The 14,569-nt window shown below is 44.1% G+C and carries 9 protein-coding genes and 3 tRNA genes; 7 read left to right on the top strand and 5 right to left on the bottom strand.

Annotated elements, in window-relative coordinates; translation table 11 throughout:
- The first annotated feature begins 30 nt into the window (after positions 1–30).
- From FTV14_RS01780 to FTV14_RS01750, 7 genes are all read left to right on the top strand, one after another.
- Positions 31–1,443 carry an amino acid permease gene (locus FTV14_RS01780; protein ID WP_180053189.1) on the top strand — a complete coding sequence of 471 codons (1,413 nt, stop codon included), beginning with the start codon at positions 31–33 and terminating at the stop codon, positions 1,441–1,443.
- Between the two features lie 84 nt (positions 1,444–1,527).
- A complete protein-coding gene (locus FTV14_RS01775) occupies positions 1,528–2,418 on the top strand; it encodes an alpha/beta fold hydrolase (protein ID WP_180053188.1) in 891 nt (296 codons plus the stop codon).
- A gap of 248 nt (positions 2,419–2,666) precedes the next feature.
- The gene (locus tag FTV14_RS01770) at positions 2,667–3,578 is read left to right on the top strand and encodes an alpha/beta hydrolase (protein WP_180053187.1); all 912 of its coding nucleotides are present in this window, start codon (positions 2,667–2,669) and stop codon (positions 3,576–3,578) included.
- Positions 3,579–3,709: 131 nt separating this feature from the next.
- Positions 3,710–3,785: transfer RNA gene (locus FTV14_RS01765), tRNA-Glu, on the top strand.
- A gap of 24 nt (positions 3,786–3,809) precedes the next feature.
- Positions 3,810–3,885: transfer RNA gene (locus FTV14_RS01760), tRNA-Glu, on the top strand.
- A gap of 45 nt (positions 3,886–3,930) precedes the next feature.
- A tRNA-Glu gene (locus FTV14_RS01755) sits at positions 3,931–4,006 on the top strand.
- A gap of 314 nt (positions 4,007–4,320) precedes the next feature.
- Positions 4,321–5,742 (top strand): iron-containing redox enzyme family protein, encoded by a 1,422-nt coding sequence (locus FTV14_RS01750; RefSeq protein ID WP_180053186.1) that lies wholly within the window; start codon positions 4,321–4,323, stop codon positions 5,740–5,742.
- A 66-nt stretch (positions 5,743–5,808) separates the two neighbouring features.
- Here the strand turns inward: FTV14_RS01750 and FTV14_RS01745 are convergent, their stop codons facing one another.
- The 5 genes from FTV14_RS01745 to FTV14_RS01725 all read right to left on the bottom strand — a co-directional run bounded on the left by FTV14_RS01745 (position 5,809) and on the right by FTV14_RS01725 (position 14,408).
- A complete protein-coding gene (locus tag FTV14_RS01745) occupies positions 5,809–7,053 on the bottom strand; it encodes an NADH:flavin oxidoreductase/NADH oxidase family protein (protein ID WP_180053185.1) in 1,245 nt (414 codons plus the stop codon).
- A gap of 127 nt (positions 7,054–7,180) precedes the next feature.
- Positions 7,181–8,191 (bottom strand): ABC transporter permease, encoded by a 1,011-nt coding sequence (locus FTV14_RS01740; RefSeq protein ID WP_180053184.1) that lies wholly within the window; start codon positions 8,189–8,191, stop codon positions 7,181–7,183.
- Positions 8,191–9,234: an ABC transporter permease subunit gene (locus FTV14_RS01735; protein ID WP_180048103.1), complete on the bottom strand. Its 1,044-nt coding sequence runs from the start codon at positions 9,232–9,234 to the stop codon at positions 8,191–8,193. Before FTV14_RS01735 ends, FTV14_RS01740 begins: the two co-directional genes overlap by 1 nt.
- A gap of 22 nt (positions 9,235–9,256) precedes the next feature.
- Positions 9,257–11,089, bottom strand: coding sequence for an extracellular solute-binding protein (locus FTV14_RS01730; RefSeq protein WP_180053183.1), 1,833 nt, complete (start codon positions 11,087–11,089; stop codon positions 9,257–9,259).
- A gap of 16 nt (positions 11,090–11,105) precedes the next feature.
- Positions 11,106–14,408, bottom strand: coding sequence for a LysM peptidoglycan-binding domain-containing protein (locus FTV14_RS01725; protein WP_180053182.1), 3,303 nt, complete (start codon positions 14,406–14,408; stop codon positions 11,106–11,108).
- Between the last annotated feature and the right edge of the window lie 161 nt (positions 14,409–14,569).

Below are 14,569 nucleotides of genomic sequence, written 5' to 3'. Positions count from 1 at the left end.
CCCGCTTCATTCTTTTATTTTTTGACTCCTATGCACTCATCTCCGAATGATGCTACGCATCAGGGCAATTCTGCGCCTTTAAAACGCGCTATGAGTACTCGACATCTGGTCATGATTTCGCTTGGTGGCGCAATCGGAACAGGCCTATTTCTAGGTTCGGGTGAAGTCATTGCACAAACGGGGCCTGTAGGTGCCATTCTTGCTTATCTCCTTGGCGGGATCATCGCTTACATGGTTATGCTATGTCTGGGTGAACTTGCCGTTCATATGCCCGAATCTGGCTCATTTGGCGCCTATGCCAAACGCTATATTGGACCAGGGACTGGCTACACCATTACCTGGCTATACTGGCTGACCTGGTCAGTGACCTTGGGAACTGAATTTACCGCTGCAGCTTTATTAATGCAGGAATGGTTCCCGAATAGCTCTATGTGGATGTGGACACTGATTTTTGGTGCTTTCGTATTCGCACTGAATATGATTTCTACCCGCTGGTTTGCAGAGTCCGAGTTCTGGCTAGCACTGGTGAAAGTCGTTACTGTCGTGACCTTTATCCTGCTTGGCCTACTCGCTATTTTTGGTGTAGTAAGCTACCAAGGACAGGAAACTGCTCCGCTATTCAGTAACCTGACAGCTCAAGGCTGGTTCCCAGAAGGTCTGTTCCCAATCTTCACCACCATGCTGATTGTAAACTTTGCATTCTCTGGCACAGAACTGATTGGTGTGGCTGCGGGTGAAACCAAAGATCCTGCCAAAAATGTACCAAAAGCGATTAATACTGCAATTTTCCGCTTACTGATTTTCTTTGTAGGTACGATTATTGTGGTGACTTCCCTTCTTCCGCATCAGGAAGCAGGTCTGGCAGCTGAAGGTGTCAGTAGCAGCCCATTCGTGACAGTATTCCAGCATATCGGTATTCCTTATGCCGAAGATATTATCCGCTTTGTGATTATCACAGCATTGCTATCTGCTGCTAACTCAGGTCTATTTGCTGCATCCCGTATGATGTGGTCATTGTCTTACAGTAAACAGTTACCAGCGGTATTTTCACGCCTAAATGCGCGTGGTGTACCTTATATTGCAGTCATTGTCACCATGATTGGCGGTATGCCTGGTTTGCTGTCTGAACAGTTCGCACCGGAAACTATCTTCACGAACTTGCTAGGTATTGCAGCATTTACCATGGTAGTGGTCTGGATGAGCATCTGTCTCAGCATGTTCAACTTCCGCCGTGAATGGTACAAACAGGGTAAAACAGCGAAGGATCTTGATTTTGCTGCGCCATTATTCCCGATCGTACCGATTCTGGGTTTTCTGTTCTGTCTGATTACCTGTATCAGTATGGTGTTTGATCCGAGCATGCGTATCAGTTTCTTTGGCTGTCTGGTATTTATTGCACTGTGCTATGCCAGCTACTACAAGTTCTATCACAAAAATGCTTAAACATTAAAATGACTAAAAGAGCAGCTTCGGCTGCTCTTTTTTATTTATACTGAAAATGTTCTAGGCAGCCAGCGTGGTGTGTCGATGAAAATTATTTATATTCATGGCATGAATAAGCAGAAATTTAGCTCTGCGTCCCTGCGTCAACGTTGGCTGAGTTTGCTAAAACATGGTCTGGAACAGTCGCATCAACAAACACGTTTTGCCTACCTCAAACGGCATATCCGTATCCCTTTTTATGGCGACTTACTGTCACGTCATCATTTACATAATGTGCTAAATGCCAGCACCTTAATGCCGCAAGACTGGCCTCGCTTTCCTTTCCAGTATCCAATTAAATCCCAGCCACCACCCCATCTCAATCAATATTCACCTGAAATTTGTGAAATTCCCGAGCTAAAGGTTGAGGATGCCATGACCTTTAACCAGAAGCTGCAGTTTATTAGTACATTAAGCCGGAATACTCTATTACGGGATTTTGTGATCTTACTGAATCATTTCCCTCGCCTGCATGATACGCTGATCAAAAAATTTCTGATTGAAACCTATTCTTATCTGGCAAATTCCACATTCATGCAGCAGGTGCATCAGCGAATTGGCCAGCAACTGCATGGCGATAAACCCTGTATCCTAATGGCTCATTCTTTAGGAAGTGTGATTGCCTATCATTATCTGCTTTTGCACCCGGAACTGAATGTACAGCGTTTTATCAGCATGGGATCACCAATGGCTTTCCGGGTCATTCAGGAACATTTGCCCCAGCCTGTTCATCGGCCAAAAGCTATTAAAGGTGACTGGATTAATTTTTATTGCAGTGATGACTTTTTAACTGCCTTTCCATTATCAGAACCGCCTTTTCAGTTTCAGCCAGCGATTATTAATCAGGAGATTCGTACTTCGATTTATCATCCGCATGATATTGATGGCTATGTCCAGCATCCAGAAGTCATCAAAGCCCTGCTGGAAATGCTCTAAAAAGCATCTTAATTTACAGATTTAATTTTAATATTTCCTTTGTACTATTTTTCTGCTGAGTAAAATTCTTTATTCATACCTACTCATTTTGTGGTTTATTTATGACTCTTTTATAAATATACATATGTCTGTTAATTATTGTTTTATCAAAGATAATTTACACATTAACACCACAAAAAGCGCTGCTTTTGCTACGTTAATATTTTCTATACTGTAAATATAATTCTATCGAACTCAGTGGGGTGTCGATGAAAGTTATTTTTATTCATGGAATGAATCAGCAACATCATAGCGCTGCCTCCATCCGGCAGCGCTGGCTACATATACTTCAAAAAGGGATGCGTAAACATCAACAAGATGCCAGATTTAGTTATTTAAAACGTCACATTCGTATTCCATTTTATGGCGATCTGCTTTCACGTTATAACGTCCGTAATATTCTAGAAGCTGGCACCCTGATGCCCCAGGAATGGCCTAGCTTTCCTTTTCGCAAGCCTACTCAACCTCAGCTTCCCGCCCCTGTTCCACGTCCTGGTTGGCGTAGGCCCACAATTACCGATTTCGCCCAACCCAGCCCAAGTGATACCATGGATTTCAGACAGAAATTCAATTATTTTACCGCCCTCGGCAGGAATGTGGCGCTTCGGGATTTTGCCTTATTACTCAATTATTTTCCCACTCTGCATCGCACTCTATTGCAGAAATTTCTGATTGAAACTTATCTTTATCTCGATAACCCTGATTTCATGAGGAAAGTGCATGAACGGATTGCCCGACAACTGAGTGGTCGCAAACCCTGCATTGTCATTGCCCATTCTTTAGGAAGTGTGATTGCCTATAATCATCTCATCCAGCACCCTGAACTGAATGTACAGCGTTTTATTACTTTAGGTTCGCCATTAGCCTTTCAGGTGATTCAATCCAGCTTGGCACAGCCGGTGGTACGACCTAAGGCAATTAAAGGCGACTGGATCAATTTCTACTCAACGGATGATTATCTCACCGCCATTCCGCTTACCGAACCGCCATTCAAGTTTGAACCTGAAATCATCAATCATGGCATTCGTACGCATATTCACCGTCCACATGATATTACTGGCTATTTACTGCATCCTCAGGTTGTTGAAGCCATTCTGGAATTGCTTAAAAATCCGGCCTAAATCCTGCATTTTTCAAGTATTCTGCTAATATTGTTTTAAATTTATGCACTCAAAAGAAAATTTCCAAAAAACTCTGGAAAAGCGTTTGACACCCCCCTGTTTTCACCCTAATATACGCCCACCTCTGAAACGTCCCTATCGTCTAGAGGCCTAGGACATCGCCCTTTCACGGCGGTAACCGGGGTTCGAATCCCCGTAGGGACGCCAATTTCAGAAGTAATATTTTATTAAGTCCCTATCGTCTAGAGGCCTAGGACATCGCCCTTTCACGGCGGTAACCGGGGTTCGAATCCCCGTAGGGACGCCATTACTTTAGATCAAAAGTTCTGGTTTAAAATATCACTTCTACATTGTCCCTATCGTCTAGAGGCCTAGGACATCGCCCTTTCACGGCGGTAACCGGGGTTCGAATCCCCGTAGGGACGCCATATTCGAGATGGTTAATTTAATTAACTTCTCATAAAAAAGCCCAAGCATGATGACTTGGGCTTTTTTATTATTTGTTTTTTTGCTTGTTCCTTCATTCCTGTTTTTAACGTTTGATCAAATTGTCTCGATTGCAATTTTATTTGTTTATAAATAATTCATTCAAAAATCTTATTCTTTTACATTTCTCTTCAACTCGTTATCCATTCATTTTCATTTACAGCAATCGCACTATAAATCCGAACAAAAAATCAACACCGGTGGTATAAGCATGCCGTTAAGGTAGAAAGCATAATATATCTGCAAGGATCAGATTATGTTCGTCAGTACAAAGTTAAGTTCGCCTGAATCATCTATTAAAAATTATAATCATCAATTTAATAACTTTAAAGATTGGGTCAACTTCTTTCAAGATCAACAGATTTCGACGGCAGTAAAGACCGAACAGGCTGAGAACTATTTAAGAGATTTAATCCAGCAAGTTGATGTGGCTGGATTGGAATGGCTGAATCAACCCAGACATGTAGAGCAACATTTTCTTGAACAGCACCACCAAACCTGCGCAATCTTCCAGTCTTATGTAGAGCGGCGTAGACAGCAGCAAGGACGTGAATACTTTCCGACTGTGTCACATGCATTTGAGTTCCTGGCCAAAGTCGCACCTGTAAAACTGGTAGACGGCTCATGGCTGTATTCAACTGTGCAAAACTGGAATCGTCCGGAAACCAAAGACCTGATTTATATCTATCTGGAAGAACTAGGCATGGGTCATACCCGTGCCAATCATGTCACCATGTATCAGGACTTGCTGAATCATTATGAGCTGAACAGCTATGCTGAGCAACTGGATGCCAGCTATTATGAACAAGCAGCCGTGCAGCTGGCTTTGGCCTATGCGCCGCCAGAATATCTGCCGTTAGTCATTGGTTTCAATCTGGGTTATGAGCAGCTGCCCTTACACCTGTTAATTACCAATTATGAATTATCTGAACTCGGTCTTGATCCACATTATTTCAATGTACATATTACTATTGATAATGCTCACAACGGTCATGCACAAAAATCGCTGCAAGCGTATTTAGATCAGTATGCACTCGCTGAAGATCCTGTTCAGTATTTAGACCTGATTAAAAAAGGTTATGTGCTGAATGACATTGGTAAAAGTTCTACCCAGATCATCAAGCAACTGGATACCGAAAAACTGGCTTTGAAAGTGTTTCAGAACAAAGCGCTGATTGGACAATATATCCATAACCAGAAATGCCAGTTTAGTGGCAAGACCATTAATGAATGGTTATCCGATCCGGCACAGATTGCAGACTTCTTGAAAGTCATGATTGAAAAAGGCTGGATTGTAAAAGATGCACCTGTAGAACAAAGCCGGTTCTGGAAAATGATTGATGATCCAGATGGCAAAATGTTTGGTGTATTTAATGCGACTGAAAAACAGATTATTAAAGACTGGATTCAAGGTGAGACTTTTGCCGCTCGTCTGTCATCACGTAGCAGATCTCAAGTTCATAACCAGATGGAACCGGTATTGAACCGTATTGACCAGCAACAGATCCATCAGCTGAAAAGCCGTCTGAATCGCTGCGCTGCTGCCGAACAAAAGATTGATTTATTGATTCCTTACGTGGCACCGCATATGCATCATCAGGAAGTGGGCTTGTGGGCAACACGTCAGCTTTCTCAGTTGCTCTTCCCTTTTCAGACTCAAGCCATGACTTATTCTTAAAAAGGTCATTCATAAAAAAACAGGGCATTTTATATGCCCTGTTTTTGCTTCAATGCATTATACAAATTAAGCCGATTTACGTGAATTGATCTGACCTTTAATCACAGCTTTCACATTACCTTTTACGTAATTTAAAAATACCTTTAAAGGCGACAGTTTTGGATTTGGTCGATTACCTTTGGCAATTTCTTTAAATTGTGCGGCATACCAGATGATTTCCATAATCGCCATTTTATCGATCATTGGAATACCGGTTTTAATTTTCTCAACTGCATAACGTACATCCTGTCCAGCCACCAGACGGTTACCCAGATCAGGCTCGACCGCAAATGGACGTGCAATACCGACAAAATCACATGCGCCGCTGTCAAGGGCTGCATTCATACCCACTGCGGTACGGAAGCCCCCCGTCACCATTAAATAACAATTAACTTCCTGACGGATCTTTTCGGCAAAATCGAGGAAATAGGCTTCGCGGGCAACCGTTGATGCTTTACGTTTCTCTGCTTTTACTCCGGCCATTGCAGGTGCTTCATAGGTTCCGCCAGAAACTTCAATCATATCGATCCCGACTGCATCCATCGCCTTAAAGACATAAATAACGTCTTCTTCACTAATGCCACCGCGCTGAAAGTCTGCCGAGTTTAATTTCACTGAAATGATAAAATTCTCTGAAGTTGCTGCACGCACTGCCTTATAAGCCTCTAGCAAGAATCGGCTGCGGTTTTCAATACTGCCACCCCACTGGTCTTGACGTTTATTGGTCAGGGGCGATAAAAACTGGCTAATTAGATAACCATGCGCCCCATGTAACTGCACGCCTTCAAATCCCGCCTTTTCGCAAATGGCAGCTGAAGTCGCAAAGCGCTGGATAATATCTAAAATTTCATCTTCACGCAGTTCACGTGGCGTACCGAAACTCATCGCCAGTGCCGGACTAAAAGGCACAGCTGAAGGCGCTACGGTTTCTTTATTCAAGCCTTTCGGGCACTGACGTCCAGGATGAGACAACTGTACCAGTTGCACCATGCCATGACGTTTGCCGACATTCGCCCAAGCTTTTAACTTTTCCAGGTCACGTTCAGTTTCTACTACCACTACACCGGGTTCATTCTTGGCACGAAAATCCACCATGACATTACCCGTAATCGCACAGCCTAAACCACCTTTGGCCCAAGCTTCATATAACTTTAAATGGGCCTGATTGGGTTGGCCTGCATCATTGGCCAACGCCTCACTCATGGCACCTTTAATGATACGGTTTTTAAACTGGGTATTACGGATCTGGATGGAATCGGCTAATTGTGTCATGTACTTTCCTGAAATGTTTATCTTATTTTGTATGTGTTATAACCTAACTTGCCATAATTGACAATTCATATTGTCAAATGGATACAAATTTTATTTGTAGATATTAAATCAGTCTTAAAAAATCATTTTAAATTTTGGGATCGAAAGCATCCCGGATGGCTTCACCGATATAGATGAGTAAAGACAAGACAATGGCTAAAGTCAGAAACCCGGATAAAGCCAACCACGGCGCATTGAGATTATTTTTACCCTGCAGTAATAATTCACCTAGAGAAGCGGTTTCGGGTGGCAAACCATAACCTAAAAAGTCCAGTGCAGTTAGTGCGCTAATATTGGCAGTCAGCATAAAAGGTAGTTGTGACAGGCTGGAACCCATCACATTGGGTAAAATATGCCTGAACATGATCCGGCCATGCCCTGCACCAATACTTTTCGCTGCCCAGACATATTCCAGATTTCTGGCCCGTAAAAATTCAGCGCGCACCATCGACACCAGTGTTGTCCAGCCAAAAAATAGCATGATCACAAATAGCCAGTAAATATTCGGACTAAACACACTGACCAGAATCATGACCATAAACAGCATCGGCAGGCTGCTCCAGACCTCAAGTGCACGTTGCCCGATCAGGTCAATCCAGCCACCATAATAGCCTTGAACTGCACCGACCAGCACACCTAATCCTGCCGACAGCAAAGTCAGTGCAAAGCCAAACAGCAAGGAAATACGCAAGCCATATAGAATCCGTGCCAGCACATCCCGTCCCTGATCATCGGTCCCCAGCCAATTTTGTTGGCTTGGTGCTGAAGGCACTGGAATATCGAGTGTCAAATTGGGTGTGTCATATGCAAAACGGATCACTGGCCAGATTGCCCAGCCTTTGGCATTAATCAGCTGCTGTACCGCAGGATCCTGATACTCGGCTTCAGTTTCAAAGACACCACCAAAAGTCGTTTCAGGATATGACTTTATTACTGGCAAATAATAGGAATCCTCATACTTGATCAGTAAAGGCTTATCGTTAGCGATCAGCTCAGCACCAAGTGACAAGATAAAAATAATGATAAAGGCAATGAAGCAGGCAAATCCGGTTTTATTATTTTTAAAACGTTGCAGACTGGCGCGTAGCATTGGTGACATTATTTTGACCCTCGTGAATCAAAATGGATCCGGGGATCAATCACCCGATACAGCACATCACTGATCAAACGCAGCACCAAGCCCAATAAGGTAAAAATAAACAAGGTTCCAAAAATGACCGGATAATCCCGCTGCAGAATCGCTTCAAATCCCAGCATGCCCAAACCATCCAGATTAAAGATGATTTCAATAAACAGGTTCCCGACAAATAAAATACCGAGCAAAGCTTCTGGCAATCCAGCGATCAACACCAGCACTGCATTGCGCAGTACATGCCGATAGAGTACTGCCCTTTCCTGTAGTCCCTTCGCTTTTGCTGCCAGTACATAGTGTTTACTGAGTTCTTCCATAAAGGAAAATTTCACCAGATAAGTCAGCCGTGCAAAACCACCGAGTACCATAGCCAGTAGCGGCAAAGCCATATGCCAGAAATAATCCTGAATTTTTCCAAAGAAAGATAATTCATCAAAATTTTCCGAGCTTAATCCTTGTAAAGGAAACCATTGCAGATAGGAACCACCTGCAAAAAATACAATCAGCAAAATGGCAAAGATAAAGGCTGGAATGGCATAGCCCACAGCCAGCAGCAAAGACGTCGTTTGATCAAACAGACTGCCATGCTTTTTGGCTTTCTGGATGCCAAGAGGAATAGAAACCAGATAAATGAGCAAGGTACTCCAGAAACCTAGAGACAGTGAAACTGGCAGTTTTTCCCAGATCAGTTCAGTCACAGCTTGGCCTTTAAAAAAGCTCTGGCCCAAATCAAACTGAGCATAGCTTTTTAACATTTCCCAGAACCGTAAATGAACCGGCTGATCAAATCCATATTGAATCTTGATCTGTTCCAGCATTTCAGGGGTCAGGCCTTGCTGTCCCTGATATTGTAAGCCACCGATCGCCAAATTATTTGCATGCTGTGCCTGATAGATAGCCTGTTCCACTGGACCACCCGGTGCAAGCTGAATCACCACAAAATTGATCAGTAAAACCATCAATAATGTCGGAATCATAAGAAGCAAACGTTTGACGATATAAGTGCTCATGGCACTCCCCAAAGCTGAAAACCTAGCGATATTTTAAGTACGGTGCCACTTGTCTGGCTTTAGCTGTATCCACCCACCAGTAATCAATACCCGCAGAAAGCTTGGGCTTGATCTTGGGCTGCCGATACATATTCCAGTAAGCATACCAGTATTCACCCGTACCATAGGTCGGAATATGATAATAACCGGCTCGCAATAAACGATCTAAAGCTCGGGTACTATAAATCAGCTGCTCCCGGCTTTGTGCCTGAACCACCTGATCAATTACCCGATCAATCACCGGATTTTGAATACCGGCATAATTATAATTGCCAGGCTGACGTGCCGCCTCACTGCCCCAAAACTGTTTCTGTTCCTGCCCCGGTGTCAGCGATTGCGGCATGGTATCCATAATCATATCAAACTGATAATTTCTTAGTCGCTCATAATACTGAGCCGTTTCCACCATCCGAATGTGAGCCTGAATTCCTAAACGTTTCAAATGCCGTAGATAAGGCATCAGATGACGCTGCTGTTCAGCCTGATGCAACAGAAATTCAATCTGTACAGGTTGACCTTGAGCAGTCACCAGTTTCCCCTGCTGATAACGGTAACCGGCATTCAATAAAATTTGTCGCGCCTGTAATAAATTTTTGCGGTTAAACCCGGAGGCATCTGATTGCGGATAATGCCAATCCTGTAATACCGCCTGACGTTGCACCGGATGCAATTTTAATAAATTTGGCTGTAATATTTCCAGCTCCTGAGCACTCGGCTTGCTTGTAGATGCCAGTTCACTATTACTAAAAAAGCTGTTCAGACGCTGATATTCTCCATGAAACAAGGCTTTATTTAGCCATTCAAAATCATAGGCCAGAGTTAAAGCTTGCCGGAAGCGAATATCAGCAAAGGGCTGACGTCGCGTATTAAAAATCAGGCTTTGGGTTGGAATCGGATTGTGATGGAGAAAACGATAGGTTTTGATTTGGCCTTGCTGTACCGCAGGAAACCGATAATCACTTACCCAGCGGTTGACCTGTTTTTCCTCATGCAGCGTAAACTGGCCAGATTTAAATGCCTCAAACTTGATTTCCGGACTACGGTAATAGTGATACTGTATGCGATCAAAATTATAACGCCCACGATTGACCAGCAGATCTTTGCCCCAGTAATGAGGATTACGTTTATAGGAAATACTACGTCCTGCATCAATGCGTTCAATCACATAAGGCCCAGAACCCAAGATCGGTTTCAGGTTAATGTCCTTGAAGTTGCGCTTTTGCCACTCCTGCTGAGAATAGATCGGCATTTGCGTCACAATCATCGCCATTTCCGGATTATGGCGAGATTTAAAACTAATCTTAACTTTTGAAGGTGACAGGACTTCGGTTTTTTTAATATCTGCCAGATACATCTGCAAGCCGAAATTAGACTGGGTCTGGTACAGATCAAAACTGTATTTCACATCCTTAGCCGTCACTGGCTGACCATTACTGAATCTGGCTTTAGGATTTAAATGGAAAATAATATAAGCGGTCTGCTTTGGGTCAAAACTGACTTTCTCCGCCAGCAAAGGATAATAGACGCCGGGTTCATCCAGGGATTTTGACATGAGGCTGTCAAAAATATAATTAACCCCTTCAGTGACATTCCCCTTACCATTCATACTGTTCAGATTATCAAAACTGCCATCGGCTGCTTGAATCAGGACACCACCTTTGGGCGCTTGCGGATTGGCATAAGGCAGAGATTTAGCCTGTGCATATTTGGGTACACTATGCAGTGCAATATAAGGCGTCGTAATGACTGCTGCCCCGCTGGAACTGATGATCCAGGGGACAGCAAGAATCCATAAGATATGGACGGGATTAAACAATTTCACGATCCAGAAATTAGTTTGGAACCTTAATCACATCACCAATACGCAATTGAGTATTGGGTTTCAGTTCATTCATTTCTGCCAGTTCATTGGTTGCCATACCATAACGGGATGCCAGGCCGATCAAGGTATCGCCACGCTTCACCTTGTATTCAGTGACAAGTTTTGGAAGCTGAAGCGTTTGGCCCACACGTAAACCGGCACGTGGACTAAGATTGTTCAGGCTCGCCAGATCAGTAACGGGTACTCCTACACGATTGGCAATCGCAATCAGAGATTCCCCGGATTTTACCGTATAGGATTCTGTCGCCTTAGAAGATGCAGATTTTGTTGCGACTTTCACTACCGGCTCTTTTTTGGCGATCTGAATATCTTCATTAATTTTTAAACGCTGTCCAATCCGCACATTGCTATTGGTATTCAAACCATTCAAGTCTGCCAGATAACGTAATTGCAGATGATATTGGCGGGCAATCGAGCTTAAGGTTTCACCAGATTTCACGATGTGAGTATCTGATTTAACATTCTTTTCCTGAGTCTCGGTGACCACTTCCTGCACAGGTTCAGGACTGCCAGATAATTTTAGATGCTGACCCACACGCAGATTGGCACTACGGGAAATATTGTTCAGGTTAGCAATTTGATCCATCGACAGATTATATTTTGCTGCAATCCCGGTCAGTGTATCACCCGATTGAACCGTATAACTGTCAGGAACCTGACTACCAGCTGGAATCTTGATGGTTTGACCAATGCGTAAGCCGCTGTTTGCAGACAGGCCATTTAACGCAGCCAGTTCAGATACCGTCAATTTACTTTGATTGGCAATGCTGTACAGGGTTTCACCACGTTTGACCTGATAGTTTTCTGTTGGCGTATGATCAACCTTAACGTTCTCAAACTTCTGTTCGACTTTTTCGGTTTTCTTACTGCTCGCAGTCAGTTCTTCAACTTCATTAAGAGGAACATTAATCTTCTGTCCGACCATCAAACTGCTACCCGCAGTTAAACCCGGAGTTAGTGCAGCAAGTTCTGCATTCGACAATGCGTAGCGATCTGCAATCAATTTCAGATACTCACCACGTTTAACGGTATAGGACTTGGTCTGAACTTTGGCAGTTTCGGCTTTTTTACTGTCTTCAGCTTTCGCTTTGCTGGCACTTTCTTTCAGGGAAAGCTTTTGCCCAACAAATAAACCGCTGGTCGTACTCAGATCATTATAATCAGCCAACTGTTTAACGCTCAGGCCGAACTGGCTGGCAACGCTGGTCAAAGAATCATTGGCCTGAACCACATAGCTTTCCGGTTTCTCTTTAGCTTTCGGTGCTTCCTGCACGGGCTTGGCATCATAGAGATAAATTGTGGTGCCCACATATAATGTAGAGTTTGGATCAATCTGGTTCCATTTCGCGACATCACGCCAGTTCACGCCATTTTTGGCTGCAATCAATGCCAGGTTATCACCCGGTAAAACCTTATAGGTACTGCGCTTACCTTTCGGTGCCACAACCACGACTTCTGAATCAGTCTTGACATAGTTTTTGCCCTGATTGAGTCGAGCTTCAACTGAATCTGCACTGGTGTTTACAGCGACTTCTTTCGGATATGAGAATCCTTTGGTCAGCTCCTTGCCCTGCTGCTCGGCAATAGACTGACTGGTCTGAATTGCAGTCAGTTTAATCTTGCCATCATAAGGGTCAACAATTTCTGTACCTGCAGGTGCCAATGCTTTGAGCTCTTCAATGACCTGTGCCTGTTCAGCTGCAGTCGCCACAGGTTGTAAAAGCTCATCCACGGTCTTATTAATTTCTTCTGCTGACACCACTTTCTGGATTTGCTGACGTTCAGCTGCGGTAATTGGTGGCTCGACCTGGATAGGCTTCACCGAAGCAACTGGCGTCACAGCAACCGGAATACGTGGCGCGCTTGGAATAGGCAATTCACTTTTTGCAGCAAATTCAGCAAGTGCTTCGGAACCACGTGGTGTGCTGACCCGTTTGGTGGTTTGTGCAGTTAAATTTGGTGTCGTCGTGGTAGAAATTGCTGCTGGTGTAGTCGTAGTTGGTTTAGATGTTGTTGTCGTAGTTGGAGCTTTGGTCGCTGTTGCAGTCTTAGCAGTCGTAGTGGCAAGCACCGGTGGTGTCTGCTTGGCAGGTACGATGGTGGTACTGGTTGATGCTGGTGCTACAGCTGGCTTTGGAGCTACTGTAGTGGTCGTTTTAGGCGAGTTACTGACAGTACCTGCCCATAAGCCGCTTGAGCTAGATTGCAATTTTTTCAGTTTTTCATCTATCGATGGACTTAAGTCAGCCGGAATCAAAATACGGCGTGGACTTTCCGGATCAATACGGTCACCACGATGTCCCGGGTTAAGCTGATACAGTTCAGCACGACTTAAACCGGTAATCGATGCAATCTCATTTAAATTGGCTGCACCGACAGTCACTTCACGGAAGTGAGGACGGTTGGCAATCGGTGGCAAACTCACACCATAAGTACCCGGATTTTTCACAATCTGCGCAACTGCCAGGAAACGCGGCACATAGTTCATGGTTTCCTGAGGCAGTTTCAAGGACCAGTAATCGGTAGGTAAACCTGCGGCCTTATTACGGTTAATCGCCTGCTGGATACGGCCTGGACCGGCATTATAAGAGGCCAAAGCCAATTCCCATGAACCAAACTGGTTATATAAGCTACCCAAGAATTCATAAGCCGCACGGGTCGATTCCACCACATCACGACGGCCATCGTAAAGTGAGGTTTGTTTCAAACCATAAATACGGCCGGTACTCGGAATAAACTGCCATAAACCTGCCGCTGCTGCACTACTGGTCGCCGCCGGGTCATAAGAACTTTCAATAATCGGTAATAAAGCCAGTTCCGTAGGCATGCCACGACGCTCTGCTTCTTTCACCGTATAATAGAGATAACGTGATGCACGGGCACTCAGGCGGTCCAGATACGGCTGACGGGAGATAAACCAGCCACGCTGTGCATCAATACGCGGATTCCAGGTATTCAGATCCATCTTGAAACCCACGGTCATCCGTTTCCAGATATCACCATGCTTCAAAATCAGTAAGCGATCACCTTCAACCGCACGCATATCCGTTGCAGAAAGTAAACCTTCCAGCCCATCCAAACTGCTTGCATCTAGATATTGTGAGCCAACCTGCTTGCTTGACGCTTTCTGGGTCGCACTTTGTGTAGAAGAACAGCCCGTCAGTCCCAAGGAAGCGAGTGCCGTTCCAAGTACAGAAAATTTTAAAAATGCTGGTAATGCGGGCTGCCACAAAATTGCGGTTGGTTTATACATAAAGAAATCCAAACAATTCGTATATAAATTTATTTTTTAGATATGCCATTGTAGTGAAGCATGTCGTGGACACAAGGCATTAATTTACCCCGATTTCACGTTAAATGTTACAAGAAATTAAAAAAACTGGTGCATCTAGACGCATCAAGCGTATTTGCGTT

Source organism: Acinetobacter sp. YH12236 (assembly GCF_013417645.1).
Taxonomy (GTDB): domain Bacteria; phylum Pseudomonadota; class Gammaproteobacteria; order Pseudomonadales; family Moraxellaceae; genus Acinetobacter.
Note: the sequence above shows the minus strand (reverse complement) of the source record. Positions and strands in the feature narration are given on the sequence as shown.

Excerpts from the sequence above, each read along its gene's own strand:
- FTV14_RS01780 (WP_180053189.1), top strand. The coding sequence starts at position 31 with ATGCACTCATCTCCGAATGATGCTACGCATCAGGGCAATTCTGCGCCT.
- FTV14_RS01775 (WP_180053188.1), top strand. The coding sequence starts at position 1,528 with ATGAAAATTATTTATATTCATGGCATGAATAAGCAGAAATTTAGCTCT.
- FTV14_RS01770 (WP_180053187.1), top strand. The coding sequence starts at position 2,667 with ATGAAAGTTATTTTTATTCATGGAATGAATCAGCAACATCATAGCGCT.
- FTV14_RS01750 (WP_180053186.1), top strand. The coding sequence starts at position 4,321 with ATGTTCGTCAGTACAAAGTTAAGTTCGCCTGAATCATCTATTAAAAAT.
- FTV14_RS01745 (WP_180053185.1), bottom strand. The coding sequence starts at position 7,053 with ATGACACAATTAGCCGATTCCATCCAGATCCGTAATACCCAGTTTAAA.
- FTV14_RS01740 (WP_180053184.1), bottom strand. The coding sequence starts at position 8,191 with ATGTCACCAATGCTACGCGCCAGTCTGCAACGTTTTAAAAATAATAAA.
- FTV14_RS01735 (WP_180048103.1), bottom strand. The coding sequence starts at position 9,234 with ATGAGCACTTATATCGTCAAACGTTTGCTTCTTATGATTCCGACATTA.
- FTV14_RS01725 (WP_180053182.1), bottom strand. The coding sequence starts at position 14,408 with ATGTATAAACCAACCGCAATTTTGTGGCAGCCCGCATTACCAGCATTT.